The following is a 15,400-nucleotide window of genomic DNA, read 5'->3' on the forward strand; positions in this document are numbered from 1 at the left end:
TTCTCTATGTTTTTAGTGGTACGATGAGTAAAGCACAGCTTGAGGCTATTGTAACCCCCTGCAGATTTTAGTTTATCACTACAGATGTGTGTACCAAGTAATGAAAGCTAAAGACATCCTGATAAAAAACCACTAAAATAGCGCCGATGAATACACTAACTCCTTCTCCTAATACGCTTGTGCGTAAACCCGAAACTGTACTCAAACAAGTGTTTGGTTACAGTGAATTTCGCGACGGTCAAAGTGCAGTAATTGATGCCGCCATTAATGGCCAAGATTCATTAGTATTACTGCCCACCGGTGGTGGTAAATCGGTGTGTTACCAAATACCCGCGTTGGTATTAGAGGGAGTCACCATTGTTATTTCTCCGCTGATCTCTTTAATGCAAGATCAAGTCACCCAGTTACAAGCACTGGGAGTTAAGGCCGCTTATGTCAATAACAGCCTAGCTCGCGAAGAACAACAATTAGTGTATCAGCAACTGCATCAAGGGCTGATAAAGTTACTTTATGTAGCTCCTGAAAAAGTGCTACAACGCGACTTTTTAGAGCGGCTCTCTCATTTGAATGTTAGCTTGTTTGCTATTGATGAAGCACACTGTGTTTCTCATTGGGGTCACGATTTTAGACCGCATTATTTTCGTTTAAATGAGCTTAAACAACGCTTTGCACATGTGCCTATGATGGCACTCACTGCCACTGCCGATAAAGCGACTCGCTTTGATATTGTTGAGCAACTCAAGCTACAACAGCCCTACATTCATACCGGCAGTTTTGATCGCCCTAATATTCGTTACACCATAGAAGAAAAATTTAAACCTATGGTGCAATTACTGCGTTATTTAAAAGAGCAAAAAAATCAAAGTGGTATTATTTATTGCACCAGTCGTAAACGTGTTGATGATATAGCTGAAAAGCTTGCTGATGCAGGCCTTAATGCTGCCGCTTACCATGCGGGAATGAGTAACGAGCAACGTCAGTTTGTGCAAACCGGATTTGCCCGTGACGATATTCAGATTGTGGTTGCCACTGTTGCCTTTGGTATGGGAATTAACAAGCCTAATGTACGCTTTGTTCTGCATTACGACATTCCAAAAAGTATTGAAGCTTATTACCAAGAAACAGGCCGTGCTGGACGAGATGGACTGGCTGCAGAGGCCATCATGTATTTTGACCCTGCCGATATAGGCCGAGTTAGACGCTTTTTTGAAGATATTGACGATGAACAACGCCGCCGCGTAGAAGAGCAGCGCTTTAATGCCATGGCCAGCTTTGCCGAAGCACAAACGTGTCGTCGTCAAATATTATTGAACTACTTTAGTGAGTACCAACGCGAGCCCTGTGGGAACTGTGACATTTGCTTAAATCCACCTAAAAGTTTTGATGGCACATTGGTCGCACAGCAAGCACTTTCGTGTGTGTATCGCGCACAGCAACGATTTGGGTTAGGTTACATTGTAGAATTATTACGTGGCGCGAATACTAGCCGCATTCGTGATAACAACCACCATGAACTTAGTACTTATGGCATAGGTAAAGATAAAAGCAGTGAATTTTGGCTTAGTATTTTACGCCAACTTATTCATCAAGGACTATTAAGCCAAGATATAACTCAAGGCGCTTCATTGCGTTTAACTGAAGCTGCACGCGCTATTTTAAAAGGTGAATATGCGCTGCAATTGGCCGAGCCTCGCTTACAAGCTAAACACGTTTATCAGGATAAATTAGCGCAGTTTAATTACGATAAAAAACTATTCGCTCGCCTGCGTGCATTGCGTAAAGAGTTAGCCGATGCCGATGATGTGCCGCCTTATGTAGTATTTAACGATAAAACGCTAGCCGAAATGGCGCAGCTTATGCCCACTAACGACAGTGAATTTTTAAAAGTGTCGGGGGTTGGTTTTACTAAATTAAACAAGTATGGCGGTGAGTTTTTAACCGCAATTCGACATTACCTAGCAACGCAATAAGCCCCTTATGACCGAACTTGAATACGATCACACACATCAATGTATTATTATTAAACCGACAGAGCTGCCGCACGATGAAGACTTTGAATTGTGGGGAACGTTATTTTTGCACAGCGATGAAATTAGCATTAATGAGTATGCCGCTGGGGCAGATCGTCATCAACTGCGTTTTAACTATGCTAACCACACATTTAATTTAAATTTTGAGCATTACAGCCAAAGTGTGTGGATTAATGGTGAAGGACAAGATGCCGACAACCTATTGGCAGCGTTAACATTTTATTTAACTTAAATGCATAGCTAATACCTTATAATCGCTATAAAAATAAAACTAAATCTGTCTTTTACTTACATATCAATAACAATGATGTAAGCTAAGGGTAAGTGTTTTATTTTGCAAAATAGCGCTAAAGAGGATCAATGTTAAATAGAAAATGGATTGCACGTAGTTGTTTTAGCCTTTCTATTTCGAGTATGTTTATGCTCAGCGTTTGCGCGCAAGAAGCGCCACTAGCCCAAAGCTGCCCTAGTGACGACTCATCACAAACTCATGAAAATAATTTGCGTCGTCAAATTACATCTCAAACTCCAACACTCACAGCACAAAGTAACACTAAAATTGCCTCCATTACTTTGCAACAGCTTAATGTATTTAATACTGAACTAGAGGCTGAAAACAATGCATTATTTCGTTTTGCCAATCGGGCGCACATACAAACCGAGCCTGAGGTAATTAAGAGTATTTTACTGTTTAAGTCAGGCGATACCTTTAATCCAAAAGCGCTGGCCGAATCTGAGCGGTTACTGAGAAAACAAAGTTATTTATATGATGCACAAATTATTGCTGACGAAAATTGTGATGGAAATATTGATGTAACAGTAATTACTCGAGACTTATGGACTTTACTGCCCGAACTTAGTTTTAGCCGTAGTGGTGGTGAAAATAAATCAAGTATTGGTTTTCGCGAATCTAACTTATTTGGTTGGGGCAAACGGTTATCGTTTGCACGTAAAACAGACAGTGACCGAAATGGTTATTTATTTGTTTACGATGATCCTAATATCTTATCAACTCGCTACCGAGGGCGTTTAGAGTATGCCGACAACAGCGACGGTAAAAGTCATTTAGTTGAACTAACCTACCCGTTTTATGCCATCGATACGCCCTATAGTTATGGCGCCCTGAGTTACTCAACCCAACGAGAAGAAGCCTTATACATCAGAGGTGAAAAGTTTAGTGAGTTTGAACAAAAAACCGACCTAAACCAGGTGTTTTTTGGCCATTCTAAAGCCCTTAGTCATAACTGGACCCAGCGCTTGAGCCTTGGTTATATTGATGAGCAACACACTTTCAAAGCGATTGATTCTACCACTACAGCAGTGGCTGAAAACAGAAGCTTAAGTTACCCCTACATCAGCGGTCACTGGTTTGAAGATAATTTTATAAAAGTACGTAACTTTGACAGTATTTATCGTACTGAGGATTTAAATTTAGGTTGGAATATCAAAGCCACCCTGGGCTACTCCGATGAATCAATGAGTAACGACGATAGCCGCGCTGTGTACTCGTTTAATTTTAACAAAGCCCATTTTAGCACTAACCATACCCTTTGGCGTTTTCATGCAGATATTCAAGGCTATTGGAATAACGAGAAAAAACAGCTCGAAAACTTGCTCACTACTAGCCAAATTCAATATTATTTAAATACCAGTATTGATCAATCTTGGTATGTAAAAGCAAGGCTGCAATACGCAAAAAACCTTACCAATGATAAACAGCTCACCCTAGGGGGCGAAACTGGACTTCGTGGCTATCCTATGGAATTTCAACATGGGGATCGGAGTTTTTTAGTCAGTTTAGAAAAGCGCTATTACTGGGAATATGACTTACTACAGCTGTTTAAAGTGGGAGGGGCGGCCTTTTTAGATATTGGTCGAGCTTGGTATAACAACGACTCGAACACTCAGTATCAAGTTGAGAACACCCCAGTGCTAAAAAATGTGGGCTTAGGTTTGCGCCTTGCGCCAAGTCGCGCCAATGCGGGTACCATGATCCATCTTGATATAGCCGCGCCACTAAATAAATATGATGATGTTGACTCGGTACAATGGCTGCTCAGCGTCAAAAATTCTTTTTAAAAACACTACTGCGCGCCTACGTTAAACGTTACACTTTGCGCCTATCATTATTGTGAGAATACATTTTGGAATTAATCACCCTTTTAGAGCTTTTGGGCACACAATATAAACTTATCGTGACCGTGATTGCCCTTTTGAGCTTTCCGCTACTATTAAAAGTAACTAAAAAATTACTCGAAAAAGCTATCAGAGGTAAAATCGATTTACACCGAAAGTACCGTGCAGAGCTACTACTAAAAATAATACTCGCCTTTGTGATGCTGTGTTTAGTATTAGTTTTTTGGGGAATAGAACTGCGTGGTTTACTGGTATTAGGCTCTTCTTTATTTGCCATGCTAGGCGTTGCACTCTTTGCGGCGTGGTCATTGCTGAGTAACTTAACCGCGTTTTTACTGATGTTTATTCAAAATGACTGCCGTGTAGGTTATTGGGTGAGAATTGTGGATGGAGCTAACGCCATTGAAGGGCGTATTATCGAAATGGGGCTGATGAATGTCTTACTCGAACACGTTGATGGCCACAGAGTGATTTACCCTAATAACTTATTTGTTACCCGCCCGGTGTTAGTGCTTAATACGGAGCCTAAACCAACAAAAGCACCTAAAATTAAACGCATTATTGGCCCTAAACCGCGTAGCTAAACAACACCTATTAAAAAACCGCGTTAGCTTAAAACTAAGGCGGTTTTTTATATCTACAGATAGAGTCATACCAATTCACTTAATTGAGCAAATTGGTATTAATTATTTAGTTCAGCCGTTTTCAGCTCATCATCTAAATCATTTATCTCATCAATAAACGTTTCTAACTGCTGCTCTACCAAACTATTTGCATGCGCAAAATAAGCAATATGGAATACGGCATCGCCTTCATTTACCAGTGGCATAGTTTGCTGGCCAATAATAATACCACTTCGAGGAGCAAGGAGTTCAAGTTCTGAATCGCCAAGCGGACTGCTAATATAAGCAAGCACTTGCCCTTTCATTACTCGCTCACCTAACGATACTTGCGCTCTTACTATGCCGTCTACTTCAGCACGCACCCAACTAGTGGAGCTTGCAATCACAGGATCAGGCAGTTTTTTAGGGCGTTTACCGCGTATCATTTTTAAATGCCGCATCACATAATCAACCCCTTGCACGCCTGCAGCAATCGCAATAGGGTCAAAGCGCAGTGCTTCACCCGCCTCATAAGTAATAACAGGTATACCTAAATTCGCGGCTTCACTACGCAGCGAGCCATTACGTAATGACGCATCTATAACCGCAGGCGTACCAAAGGCTTTAGCCATTTGCGCTGTTGCTTCATCGGCTAAATTAGCACGAATTTGCGGTAAGTTAGTACGGTGAATCGCCCCCGTATGCAAATCAATAATATGCGTACAATGCACAGCTACTTGGTTAAAAAACATATACGCCATGCGACCTGCTAATGAACCACGCTCAGACCCCGGAAAACTCCGGTTCATATCGCGGCGATCGGGCAGATAACGCGATTTATGAATAAAACCAAATACATTCACAATCGGAACCGCAATTAATGTACCACGCAGCTGATTAGGGTCGATTTTAGCCAGTAACTGGCGCACAACCTCAACCCCATTTAGTTCGTCGCCGTGTATAGCCGCACACACCATCAATACAGGGCCTTCCATTACACCGTTAACCACTTCAATAGGAATATTAAGCGGTGAATGAGTGTAAAGCTTTGCAGCTTCTAGCGCGAGTGTTTTACGTTCACCTACACCAATACTTTCACCTAATAGGGTGAAAGGTCGGTTAATTTTAACCTTTGCCACGAGTTGCCGTTCCTTTACTTGCAGCATTTTTCTCGATGAAATCAATCACCATGCCCGCAATATCTTTACCTGTTGCCACTTCAATCCCTTCAAGGCCTGGCGATGAATTTACTTCCATAACCAAAGGACCACGAGATGAGCGAAGTAAGTCAACGCCAGCAACGTTTAAGCCCATTGCTTTTGCCGCTGCAACCGCTGTTTTACGCTCTTCTGGCGTAATACGCACCAGTGTAGCGCTACCACCACGGTGAAGGTTTGAGCGGAACTCGCCTTCCTGTGCTTGGCGTTTCATTGCAGCAATCACTTTATCTCCGAGTACAAAACAACGAATATCCGCACCACCCGCTTCTTTAATATATTCTTGTACCATGATATTGGCTTTTAAACCCATAAACGCTTCAATAACACTTTCAGCCGCTTTACGTGTTTCAGCAAGTACCACACCAATACCTTGAGTGCCCTCAAGTAGCTTAATAACGACCGGTGCGCCACCTACCATTTCGAGTAAGTCTTTTACGTCATCTGGCTTGCTAGCAAAGCCTGTTACTGGCATGCCTACGCCTTTGCGTGATAATAATTGTAGAGAACGTAATTTATCGCGCGAACGAGAAATAGCCACAGATTCATTAACCGGATAAACACCCATCATTTCAAACTGGCGTAATACAGAACAGCCATAAAAAGTAACTGATGCGCCAATACGCGGAACAATGGCATCAAAATCTTTTAGGTTTTCGCCGCGGTAATGGATTTCAGGTTGATCTGAGTTTATATTCATATAACAACGTAGCGCGTTAATCACTTTTACTTCATGACCACGTTGCTCAGCCGCTTCAATTAAACGACGCGTTGAATATAAATTTTTGTTGCGAGATAAAATACCAATTTTCATAGTTAAAACCTTAACTAAATTATGTTGAGCAAGCCCATATAAGTATGTTTGCTACTCAACGAATTCTTATAATAAATGTGATAAAGCCGGATCAACGACTATACGATTTTCCATAGCTGTGCGTCCTAATAACATTCTAAACTTCATTGACGCACGACTTGTTAATGTAATTTCTATTGGCCAACTAAATTCGCCAGCATGTAATGTAGTTTCAATAAAGTAACGCAGTTCTTTTTGGCCACTAGAGCTGGTAACGTACTTCATTTTTTTAACTTTGGCATTGCAGGTGATTTGCGTTTGCTCGTCTTCTTGCAATGGTTGGGCTATAAATTTAACCCATTTTTCGCCTTCCACTTCATATTCTTCAATATTAATTGCATGAATACAGGAAGTACGTGCACCGGTATCTATTTTTGCTTTAATTTGCTCGATGCCCAGCTCGGGTAAACTCAACCACTCACGCCAACCAACTGTTATTTTTGTCGTCATAAATGTGCCCTTAGTAAAAAAAGTGTTTTATACGCTACAGCAAATAAAACACCAACAAAATAAATTAATCTACTCGATAAGCCGATTTGATTGACCTTTTAAGTTAACTCGTTTAACAATGCAGCTCTTACGTATGCACTTAACCATAGGCTAAAACATAAGTTTTTGTTGCTAAACTCAGTTTAACATATACAAAGTAAAGCTAAATTTTATTTATTTAACTAGGGTCTGTTGACCTTTGCGAATTAATATTTGTTCAAACTAGGGGCAATTTAATCGCGGCGCGAGGTTTGTAACCTAGTGGGCTAAGTAAAAATCGAGCAACAAAGAGTTAACTGCCCCTAGGCAGAACCCTTCGGGCAGCGCTTATTTGGCATTGATGCTGTGTTATCGCCTATTTATGGGGAATAACCACACTCTGCCTTGCCTAAATACCAAATAGACTGCTGAAAATTTAACCTTGAAAGATAAACAGATCCTAAATACATTACAGTTAACTGTATTAAAAATATACTATCGATGAGAAATTATTATGATTAATGGCTTACTTCATGCGCTTATTCTTGATGAAAAAGGCGGTGCACGCCCCATAGAAAACAGCAAGCAATTACACCAATGGCAACCTACTGATGGAAAACTGTGGGTGCATATGGACTACAGCCAAACAGATGCGGTGGATTGGTTAAAAAACTGCGAGCTGTTAAACGACTATGAACTGGAATCACTCACTGCTGATGAAACACGTCCACGAATAACGCCAACAACTAATGGCCATATGTTATTTTTACGCGGGATCAACTTAAACCCAGCACAAAGCCCTGAAGACATGGTATCTATTCGGTTATTTATAAATAACGATGTGGTGATCACCACGCGTAAGCGCCGATTATTATCAGTGCAAGATATTCTAGCCTCGTTGAATAATAATGAGGGGCCATGCAGTATTTCTGAATTGGTGTGTACATTAGCGCACAAGCTCACTTCACGTATGCAAACAGTAATTGATGAGCTAGATGAAAGCTTAGATGATTTTGAAGAGGAAATTGATGAGCCCAGTAAAAAGTTTGATAACCAAGGCTTGTCGCAACTTCGCCGTCAAACCATCGCGCTAAAACGTTACTTAAAACCACAAAAAGAAGCACTCAGTAGCATGGTTAATAATCATTACCCATGGCTTTTTGACGATGATAAAGCCAAGCTAAATGAAACCACCAATTTACTTATTCGCTATTTAGAAGAGCTCGATAGTTCAATAGAGCGCGCACTTGTTATCCAACAAACCATTACAAACCAAGTCTCTGAGCAACTAAATCAGCGGATGTATGTAATGTCGGTGGTGGCTGCTTTATTTTTACCGCTGGGCTTTTTAACTGGATTATTGGGGGTCAATGTCGGCGGTATACCTGGAACAGAAAGCCCCTATGCATTCACTGCATTTGTGGTGTTTTTAATTGTTTTAACTGGTGGGATTGGTATTTACTTTAAAAATAAAAAGTGGCTGTAATTACAATACAGATCCAATAAGACACAAAAAAGGCGAACATATTGTTCGCCTTTTGCATTGGTAATCCTTACTCTTGAAAGTAAGTGCCCCAACCGTCGTATTCAACATCGCATTCAACAGCAAGTTGCGCGAGTTTGTCAACGTCTTCCATTATCACGTCGACATCTAATTCGGCTTCAACAACAATGTCAAAACTCCAAATTTTTTCACCGTCTTCAAGCTCAAGTTCTGCTGGCTCTTCTACATCGTAACCTAGTTTAAACGCAGCCAATGCCGCTTGTTCTAACTTAGTAAAGTCTTCACATACAAAGTGGTGTTCTACTTCATAAAGAATTTCTGGATCGGAACCATCTTCAAGTAGTGAAGTTACGATGTCTTCACTTATTTCACGCCAGTTTTCCATTATTTCTCTCTCACTTGAGCATCTAATTCTGTTATTTTAGCAGCCATAATACTGTGCACACTTTTAGCATGTTCACGGGCACTGATACTGTTATCAAGTGCTATGGGGGCTAACATTTCAATGTAAATTGTACCATTATCCCAGCGATTTAGTTTAATGGTTTTATCGGTTGTGTTCATACATACTGGCACAACAGGCACCTCTGCACTCATTGCGGTATGAAATGCACCGGTTTTAAAGGGGAGTAAACCACGACCATAACTACGCGTCCCCTCAGGGAACATCCACACCGATAAGCCTTTTTGTTTTATTTTAGCCGCTGCTTTTGAGATTGTGCCAGCAGCTTTTGAACGATTTGAACGGTCGATTAAAATATTACCCGACAACCAATAAAGCTGCCCAAAAAATGGGATCCATTTAAGACTTTTTTTGCCAACGCTCACACAATTTTTTGGTACCATGGCTGGAATAGTAAATAAATCGTAGCTATTTTGATGATTCGCTACATACACAGCAGGCCCCACCTTAAGCGCATCGGGATGATATTTTAGTTCTAATTTAACCCCAAGCATTTTAGCCATTGAGCCAAACCAACTTGCAATAACGTGCACATTATTAGGATGAAATGGTCTAAATATTGATAACAACAAACCAAAAAAACAACTTAATAATATAAACAACAGCATTATTAAAATACGTATAACAGCTAGCAAGTGCGCCTCTCCAATATAACCACAATCATGTATTGCTTTATTATAACGTTATTTTGTTGCGCAGACGAGAAAATAGCGCACAAGCGTTCGCTGAAATAAAACAGTCATAAAAAAACGGCTTACCTAAGTAAGCCGTTATCTAGTTTAGTCTAATTTTCCGAGTGTTTTAACTTTGCTCAGTATCTGAATTTGGCTCATCAACTTGCTGCGGCGTCAACTCTACCACGGCTTCATCAACGCGCTGTAAACCACGAGGTAACTTGTTCCCTCTGCGGCCTCGCTCGCCATGGTAATGCTCAAGGTCGCTTGGTTTAAGCGTCAATTTACGCTTACCTGCATGCAGCGTAACACTGCTGCCTTGCGGCACAACAGCTAATACTTTTACAAACTCTTCGCGCGCTTGTACTTTAGCGCCCGGAATAGAAATAATCTTATTGCCCTTGCCTTTACCTAGCTTAGGTAAATCACGCAGTGGGAATAACAACATTCGTCCCTCGTTAGAAATTGCCATACAGTAATCACTGGCAACGTCATTCACGCGAATTGGCGAAAGTAACACACCACCTTTTGGCACACTCACTAAGGCTTTACCGTTTTTGTTTTTACTGACTAAATCTTTAAAGTCAGTAATAAAGCCATAACCGGCATCAGAAGCCATTAGCAATACTTGAGCGTCTTCACCCATAACTACGTGCTCAAAGCTTGCGCCTGAGGTTAAGTTAAAGCGCCCTGTCATAGGCTCGCCTTGGCTTCTTGCAGAAGGAAGGCTATGCGCATCGGTCGCAAATGCACGCCCTGCTGAATCTAAAAATACCGCAGGTTGATTACTTTTACCTCGCGCTGATGCTCTATAGCCATCACCGGCACGGTAATTTAACCCTTCTACATCTAAGTCATGACCCTTACCAACACGTGCCCAGCCTTTATCAGATAGAACAACAGTCACAGACTCTGAAGGGATTAAATCTTTTTCGCTCAGTGCTTTGGCTTCCACACGCTCAATAACAGGTGAGCGACGATCGTCACCATACATTTCTGCGGCTTCTTGAATTTCTTTTTTAAGCAACGTCGACATGCGACGGTCTGAGCCTAATGTTTGCTCTAATTTGTCACGCTCTTTGGCTAATTCGTCTTGCTCACCACGAATTTTAAACTCTTCTAGTTTTGCTAAATGGCGAAGTTTTAATTCTAAAATGGCTTCCGCTTGAATATCGGTTAACTCAAAGCGTTCCATTAATAATGGTTTAGGCTTATCTTCAGAGCGGATAATTTCTATAACTTCGTCAATATTTAAAAAGGCAGCAAGCAAGCCCTCTAAAATATGTAATCTTGCGAGTACTTTATCGAGTCGATATTGCAAACGACGACGCACTGTTTCACGTCTAAAGGTTAACCATTCAGTTAAAATACTACGTAAGTCTTTAACCTGTGGACGGCCATCTAAGCCCAGCATGTTTAAGTTTACGCGGTAATTTTTTTCAAGATCGGTTGTTGCAAATAAGTGCGCCATTAATGGCTCAGCTTTAATTCGGTTTGAACGCGGCACAATCACAATACGGGTTGGATTTTCGTGATCAGACTCATCACGTAAGTCAGCCACCATTGGTAACTTTTTAGCGTTCATTTGCGCTGCAATTTGCTCAAGTACTTTTGCACCCGAACATTGGTGCGGCAAAGCGGTAATGACGATATCGCCCTGCTCTTCACAATACACTGCACGCATTTTAATTGAGCCACGGCCGGTTTTATAAATTTTGTGAATATCAGCTTTAGGCGTAATTATTTCAGCATCGGTTGGGTAATCTGGCGCATGCACTAAATCCAGTAACTCTTCGAGCTCTGTTTTTGGCTTATCAAGTAATAAACAACAGGCACTGGCCACTTCACGCACATTATGCGGTGGTATATCGGTTGCCATACCCACAGCAATACCAGTTACCCCATTAAGTAATATATGCGGTAAGCGCGATGGCAACACTAAAGGCTCATCCATGGTGCCATCGAAGTTTGGCGTCCAATCAACGGTCCCTTGGCCTAATTCTTTGAGTAATACCTCAGAGAATTTAGATAAACGCGCTTCAGTGTAACGCATTGCCGCAAATGACTTAGGATCATCAGCTGCACCCCAGTTACCTTGCCCATCCACCAAGGGGTAGCGATAAGAGAACGGCTGCGCCATCAGTACCATGGCTTCATAACAGGCACTATCACCATGAGGATGGTATTTACCTAATACGTCACCCACGGTACGGGCTGATTTTTTGTATTTTGCATTTGCCGATAATCCCAACTCACTCATCGCATAAATAATACGACGTTGCACTGGTTTTAGGCCGTCACCAACGTGCGGTAAGGCACGATCCATGATCACGTACATTGAATAATTTAAATAGGCGTCTTCGGTAAAACGCCCCATTGTTTGTTGTTCAATTCCTTGCATTAGCAAGGTATCTGTATCACTCATTAAAGCTTACCTAGTTTTTCTTATAGCTTACGCGGTAAATTACGTTTGCGTAATCATCGCTTACCAATAGACTGCCATCATTTAATTGTGCAAATGCAACAGGGCGTCCAAATGTCGTTTCGTCTTGCATAAAGCCGGTGATCAGTGGCGTATACTTTGTTACCTTGGCATTTTCTATAGTTGCCACTGCCACTTTATAACCGACCTTTTTAGAGCGGTTCCATGAACCGTGCTCAGCTACAAATAACTGTTGTTTATAGCTATCAGGGAACTGCTTGCCGGTATAAAAATGAATACCTAATGGCGCAACATGCGCACCTAATGCCAATGCAGGTTGTGTGTAGTCAGCAATGTTTTTGCCTTCACCAAACTCCGGATCAACAATAACGCCGCCATGCACGTATGGAAAACCAAAATGTTCTTCTTCTTTAGTGATGCGGTTTAGCTCATCGGGTGGAATATCATCCCCCATCATGTCGCGGCCATTATCGCTAAACCATAGCATTTGCGTGCTAGGGTGAAAGTCAAAGCCTACAGTATTGCGCACACCTTTGGCTAAAGTGGTTATTTCTTTGGTGTCCGTGTTTAACGAAAAAATACGACCAAACCGAGGTTCTTCTTCGCAAATATTACAGGGAACACCCACCGGAATAATCAGCTCGCCGTTTGGCGCAAAGCGTAAAAACTTCCAGCCATGGTGGCGCTCTGACGGTAAATCGCTATAAAACACTTCATACTCAGGGTTTTTGAGGTGCTTATCGATATTTTTAAAACGAATAATACGGTGCACTTCACCGACATATAAGTCACCGTCTTTAATCGCTAAACCCGAGGGCATATTCAGTCCCTCTGCAATCACTATTTTTTTATCTGCAACGCCGTCGCTGTTATGATCAATCAATGCATACACATTACCCGCATTACGCGAACCTGCATACACTATACCTCGGCTTGATACTGCAATTTGCCGAGCATTTTCAACATCATCAGCAAATAAGCTTATTTCAAACCCTGGGGCAGCCGTCAGCTTGTCGAGAATATTTTTCGCCATCACTGGCGATGACATAAAGCCGACTAACAACAGTGTGCTAAATAGTCTTTTCATTTGCCTCTCCTGTAGCCCAAAGGCTTATTAAACTTGTGCTTTGTTACCGTGATCTTCAAGCCATTGGCGGCGATCTGATGAACGCTTTTTAGCAAGTAACATATCCATCATTTCCATTGTTTGCTGCTCTTCATCAAGAGTAAGCTGCACTAAACGACGGGTATTTGGATCCATGGTTGTTTCACGCAATTGTAGCGGGTTCATTTCACCCAAGCCTTTAAAGCGTTGCACGTTTACCTTACCGCGTTTTTTCTCTGCTTCTATACGCGCTAAAATGCCCGTTTTTTCATCTTCATCAAGCGCGTAATAAACATCTTTACCAATATCAATTCTAAACAGCGGTGGCATAGCAACATACACATGCCCAGTTTTTACCAATTGTGGGAAGTGGCGCACAAATAAGGCACACAATAAAGTGGCAATGTGCAGTCCATCCGAGTCAGCATCCGCTAATATACATATTTTATTGTAACGCAGCCCTGATAAATCACTTGAATCGGGGTCAATACCCAATGCCACTGAAATATCATGCACTTCTTGAGAGGCCAAAATTTGCCCTGATTCTACTTCCCAAGTATTTAAAATTTTACCTCTTAGTGGCATGATTGCTTGGAACTCACGATCTCGCGCTTGTTTAGCTGAGCCACCCGCTGAATCACCCTCTACTAAAAACAATTCCGTGCGGTCATTATCAGCAGCACTACAATCGGTCAGTTTGCCTGGTAATGCAGGGCCTGAAGTAACACGTTTACGAACTACTTTTTTAGCCGCGCGTAAGCGACGCTGTGCATTTGAAATACACAATTCAGAAAGTAACTCTGCAGTGTCAGTGTGCTCATTTAGCCATAAGCTAAAGGCATCTTTTACGACACCCGATACAAACGCAGCACATGAACGTGATGAGAGTTTTTCTTTGGTTTGCCCTGCAAATTGTGGGTCTTGCATTTTTACCGACAATACATAACTACAACGTTCCCAAATATCATCTGGGGTGAGCTTTACACCACGTGGTAATAAGTTTCTAAATTCACAAAATTCACGCATCGCCTCTAAAAGCCCTTGGCGCAGGCCATTTACGTGGGTGCCACCTTGTGCGGTAGGAATTAAGTTTACATAACTTTCGGCTGTTGACTCACCGCCTTCAGGCATCCATACAACGGCCCAATCAGCGCCTTCAATAGAACTTGAAAACTCACCTACAAATGGGTCTTTAGGCAGTATTTCATAGCCTTTAACTGCTTCTACTAAGTAATCTTTTAAGCCGGTTTCATAAAACCACTCTTGGGTTTCTTTCGTTTGTTTATTTACAAACTTAATACGCAAACCTGGGCATAGTACCGCTTTGGCTTTTAATAAATGGTTAAGCTTAGTCAGTGAAAAGTTAGCAGAATCAAAATAGCTGGTATCTGGCCAAAAGCGCACGGTAGTACCGGTATTGCGTTTACCCACTGAGCCAATAACATTTAAATCTTCAACTTTATCGCCATGCTCAAAAGCCATTCTAAATTGCTGTGCGTCACGGCGAACCGTTACTTCCACACGGGTAGATAGCGCATTAACGACCGAGATACCTACCCCATGCAAACCACCAGAGAACTGGTAATTTTTATTTGAAAACTTACCACCTGCGTGTAATTTGGTGAATATTAGTTCAACCCCAGGAATACCTTCTTCAGGGTGAATATCTATCGGCATCCCCCGACCATCATCGCTCACTTCAAGTGAGTTATCTTCATGCAAAATGACATCAATACGCGTCGCATGCCCGGCCATTGCTTCATCAACACTGTTATCAATAACCTCTTGGCCTAAATGATTGGGGCGCGATGTGTCTGTATACATGCCTGGGCGGCGTTTTACCGGCTCTAATCCATTAAGTACTTCAATGGCTTCGGCGTTATAATTTTGTTGAGTCATAGTTTT

The 15,400-nt window shown here is 41.7% G+C and carries 13 protein-coding genes; 5 read left to right on the forward strand and 8 right to left on the reverse strand.

Going from position 1 to position 15,400, the window contains the following annotated elements:
* Window positions 1-146: 146 nt before the first annotated feature.
* The 4 genes from recQ to AAGD16_RS12745 all read left to right on the forward strand — a co-directional run bounded on the left by recQ (window position 147) and on the right by AAGD16_RS12745 (window position 4,750).
* A complete protein-coding gene (gene recQ / locus AAGD16_RS12730) occupies window positions 147-1,970 on the forward strand; it encodes a DNA helicase RecQ (protein ID WP_028835655.1) in 1,824 nt (607 codons plus the stop codon).
* Between the two features lie 7 nt (window positions 1,971-1,977).
* Window positions 1,978-2,262, forward strand: coding sequence for a DUF3630 family protein (locus tag AAGD16_RS12735; RefSeq protein WP_008110618.1), 285 nt, complete (start codon window positions 1,978-1,980; stop codon window positions 2,260-2,262).
* Between the two features lie 128 nt (window positions 2,263-2,390).
* Complete coding sequence (locus tag AAGD16_RS12740; RefSeq protein WP_058155229.1) at window positions 2,391-4,109, forward strand: outer membrane protein assembly factor; 1,719 nt, start codon at window positions 2,391-2,393, stop codon at window positions 4,107-4,109.
* Window positions 4,110-4,174: 65 nt separating this feature from the next.
* On the forward strand, window positions 4,175-4,750 hold the full coding sequence (locus AAGD16_RS12745) for a mechanosensitive ion channel domain-containing protein (RefSeq protein ID WP_013465831.1): 576 nt from the start codon (window positions 4,175-4,177) through the stop codon (window positions 4,748-4,750).
* Window positions 4,751-4,848: 98 nt separating this feature from the next.
* Here the strand turns inward: AAGD16_RS12745 and AAGD16_RS12750 are convergent, their stop codons facing one another.
* The 3 genes from AAGD16_RS12750 to AAGD16_RS12760 all read right to left on the reverse strand — a co-directional run bounded on the left by AAGD16_RS12750 (window position 4,849) and on the right by AAGD16_RS12760 (window position 7,288).
* Window positions 4,849-5,907, reverse strand: a complete 1,059-nt coding sequence (locus AAGD16_RS12750) for a succinylglutamate desuccinylase/aspartoacylase family protein (RefSeq protein WP_008110612.1) — start codon at window positions 5,905-5,907, stop codon at window positions 4,849-4,851.
* Window positions 5,894-6,799 (reverse strand): 30S ribosomal protein S6--L-glutamate ligase, encoded by a 906-nt coding sequence (gene rimK, locus AAGD16_RS12755; protein WP_008110610.1) that lies wholly within the window; start codon window positions 6,797-6,799, stop codon window positions 5,894-5,896. The genes AAGD16_RS12750 and rimK overlap by 14 nt, the downstream gene beginning before the upstream one ends.
* Window positions 6,800-6,865: 66 nt before the next feature.
* The gene (locus AAGD16_RS12760; protein ID WP_008110607.1) at window positions 6,866-7,288 is read right to left on the reverse strand and encodes an ATP-dependent zinc protease; all 423 of its coding nucleotides are present in this window, start codon (window positions 7,286-7,288) and stop codon (window positions 6,866-6,868) included.
* Between the two features lie 532 nt (window positions 7,289-7,820).
* On the opposite strand from AAGD16_RS12760, the gene zntB reads away from it, so the two are divergent.
* Window positions 7,821-8,792 carry a zinc transporter ZntB gene (zntB, locus tag AAGD16_RS12765; protein WP_377112194.1) on the forward strand — a complete coding sequence of 324 codons (972 nt, stop codon included), beginning with the start codon at window positions 7,821-7,823 and terminating at the stop codon, window positions 8,790-8,792.
* 67 nt (window positions 8,793-8,859) lie between these two features.
* Here the strand turns inward: zntB and rraB are convergent, their stop codons facing one another.
* The 5 genes from rraB to parE all read right to left on the reverse strand — a co-directional run bounded on the left by rraB (window position 8,860) and on the right by parE (window position 15,394).
* Window positions 8,860-9,195: a ribonuclease E inhibitor RraB gene (gene rraB, locus AAGD16_RS12770; protein WP_008110603.1), complete on the reverse strand. Its 336-nt coding sequence runs from the start codon at window positions 9,193-9,195 to the stop codon at window positions 8,860-8,862.
* Window positions 9,195-9,908, reverse strand: a complete 714-nt coding sequence (locus AAGD16_RS12775; protein ID WP_029610024.1) for a 1-acylglycerol-3-phosphate O-acyltransferase — start codon at window positions 9,906-9,908, stop codon at window positions 9,195-9,197. Before AAGD16_RS12775 ends, rraB begins: the two co-directional genes overlap by 1 nt.
* 166 nt (window positions 9,909-10,074) lie before the next feature.
* Entirely contained in the window at window positions 10,075-12,372 is a 2,298-nt protein-coding gene (gene parC / locus AAGD16_RS12780; RefSeq protein ID WP_013465834.1) for a DNA topoisomerase IV subunit A, read from the reverse strand.
* Between the two features lie 10 nt (window positions 12,373-12,382).
* The gene (locus AAGD16_RS12785; RefSeq protein WP_096038760.1) at window positions 12,383-13,477 is read right to left on the reverse strand and encodes a sorbosone dehydrogenase family protein; all 1,095 of its coding nucleotides are present in this window, start codon (window positions 13,475-13,477) and stop codon (window positions 12,383-12,385) included.
* A gap of 27 nt (window positions 13,478-13,504) precedes the next feature.
* On the reverse strand, window positions 13,505-15,394 hold the full coding sequence (parE, locus tag AAGD16_RS12790; RefSeq protein ID WP_036980166.1) for a DNA topoisomerase IV subunit B: 1,890 nt from the start codon (window positions 15,392-15,394) through the stop codon (window positions 13,505-13,507).
* Between the last annotated feature and the right edge of the window lie 6 nt (window positions 15,395-15,400).

Source organism: Pseudoalteromonas sp. M58, from assembly GCF_042604605.1.
In the GTDB taxonomy this organism is placed as follows: domain Bacteria; phylum Pseudomonadota; class Gammaproteobacteria; order Enterobacterales; family Alteromonadaceae; genus Pseudoalteromonas; species Pseudoalteromonas tetraodonis.

Excerpts from the sequence above, each read along its gene's own strand:
- rraB (WP_008110603.1), bottom strand. The coding sequence starts at position 9,195 with ATGGAAAACTGGCGTGAAATAAGTGAAGACATCGTAACTTCACTACTT.
- AAGD16_RS12760 (WP_008110607.1), bottom strand. The coding sequence starts at position 7,288 with ATGACGACAAAAATAACAGTTGGTTGGCGTGAGTGGTTGAGTTTACCC.
- AAGD16_RS12785 (WP_096038760.1), bottom strand. The coding sequence starts at position 13,477 with ATGAAAAGACTATTTAGCACACTGTTGTTAGTCGGCTTTATGTCATCG.
- AAGD16_RS12735 (WP_008110618.1), top strand. The coding sequence starts at position 1,978 with ATGACCGAACTTGAATACGATCACACACATCAATGTATTATTATTAAA.
- zntB (WP_377112194.1), top strand. The coding sequence starts at position 7,821 with ATGATTAATGGCTTACTTCATGCGCTTATTCTTGATGAAAAAGGCGGT.
- rimK (WP_008110610.1), bottom strand. The coding sequence starts at position 6,799 with ATGAAAATTGGTATTTTATCTCGCAACAAAAATTTATATTCAACGCGT.
- AAGD16_RS12740 (WP_058155229.1), top strand. The coding sequence starts at position 2,391 with ATGTTAAATAGAAAATGGATTGCACGTAGTTGTTTTAGCCTTTCTATT.
- parE (WP_036980166.1), bottom strand. The coding sequence starts at position 15,394 with ATGACTCAACAAAATTATAACGCCGAAGCCATTGAAGTACTTAATGGA.
- recQ (WP_028835655.1), top strand. The coding sequence starts at position 147 with ATGAATACACTAACTCCTTCTCCTAATACGCTTGTGCGTAAACCCGAA.
- parC (WP_013465834.1), bottom strand. The coding sequence starts at position 12,372 with ATGAGTGATACAGATACCTTGCTAATGCAAGGAATTGAACAACAAACA.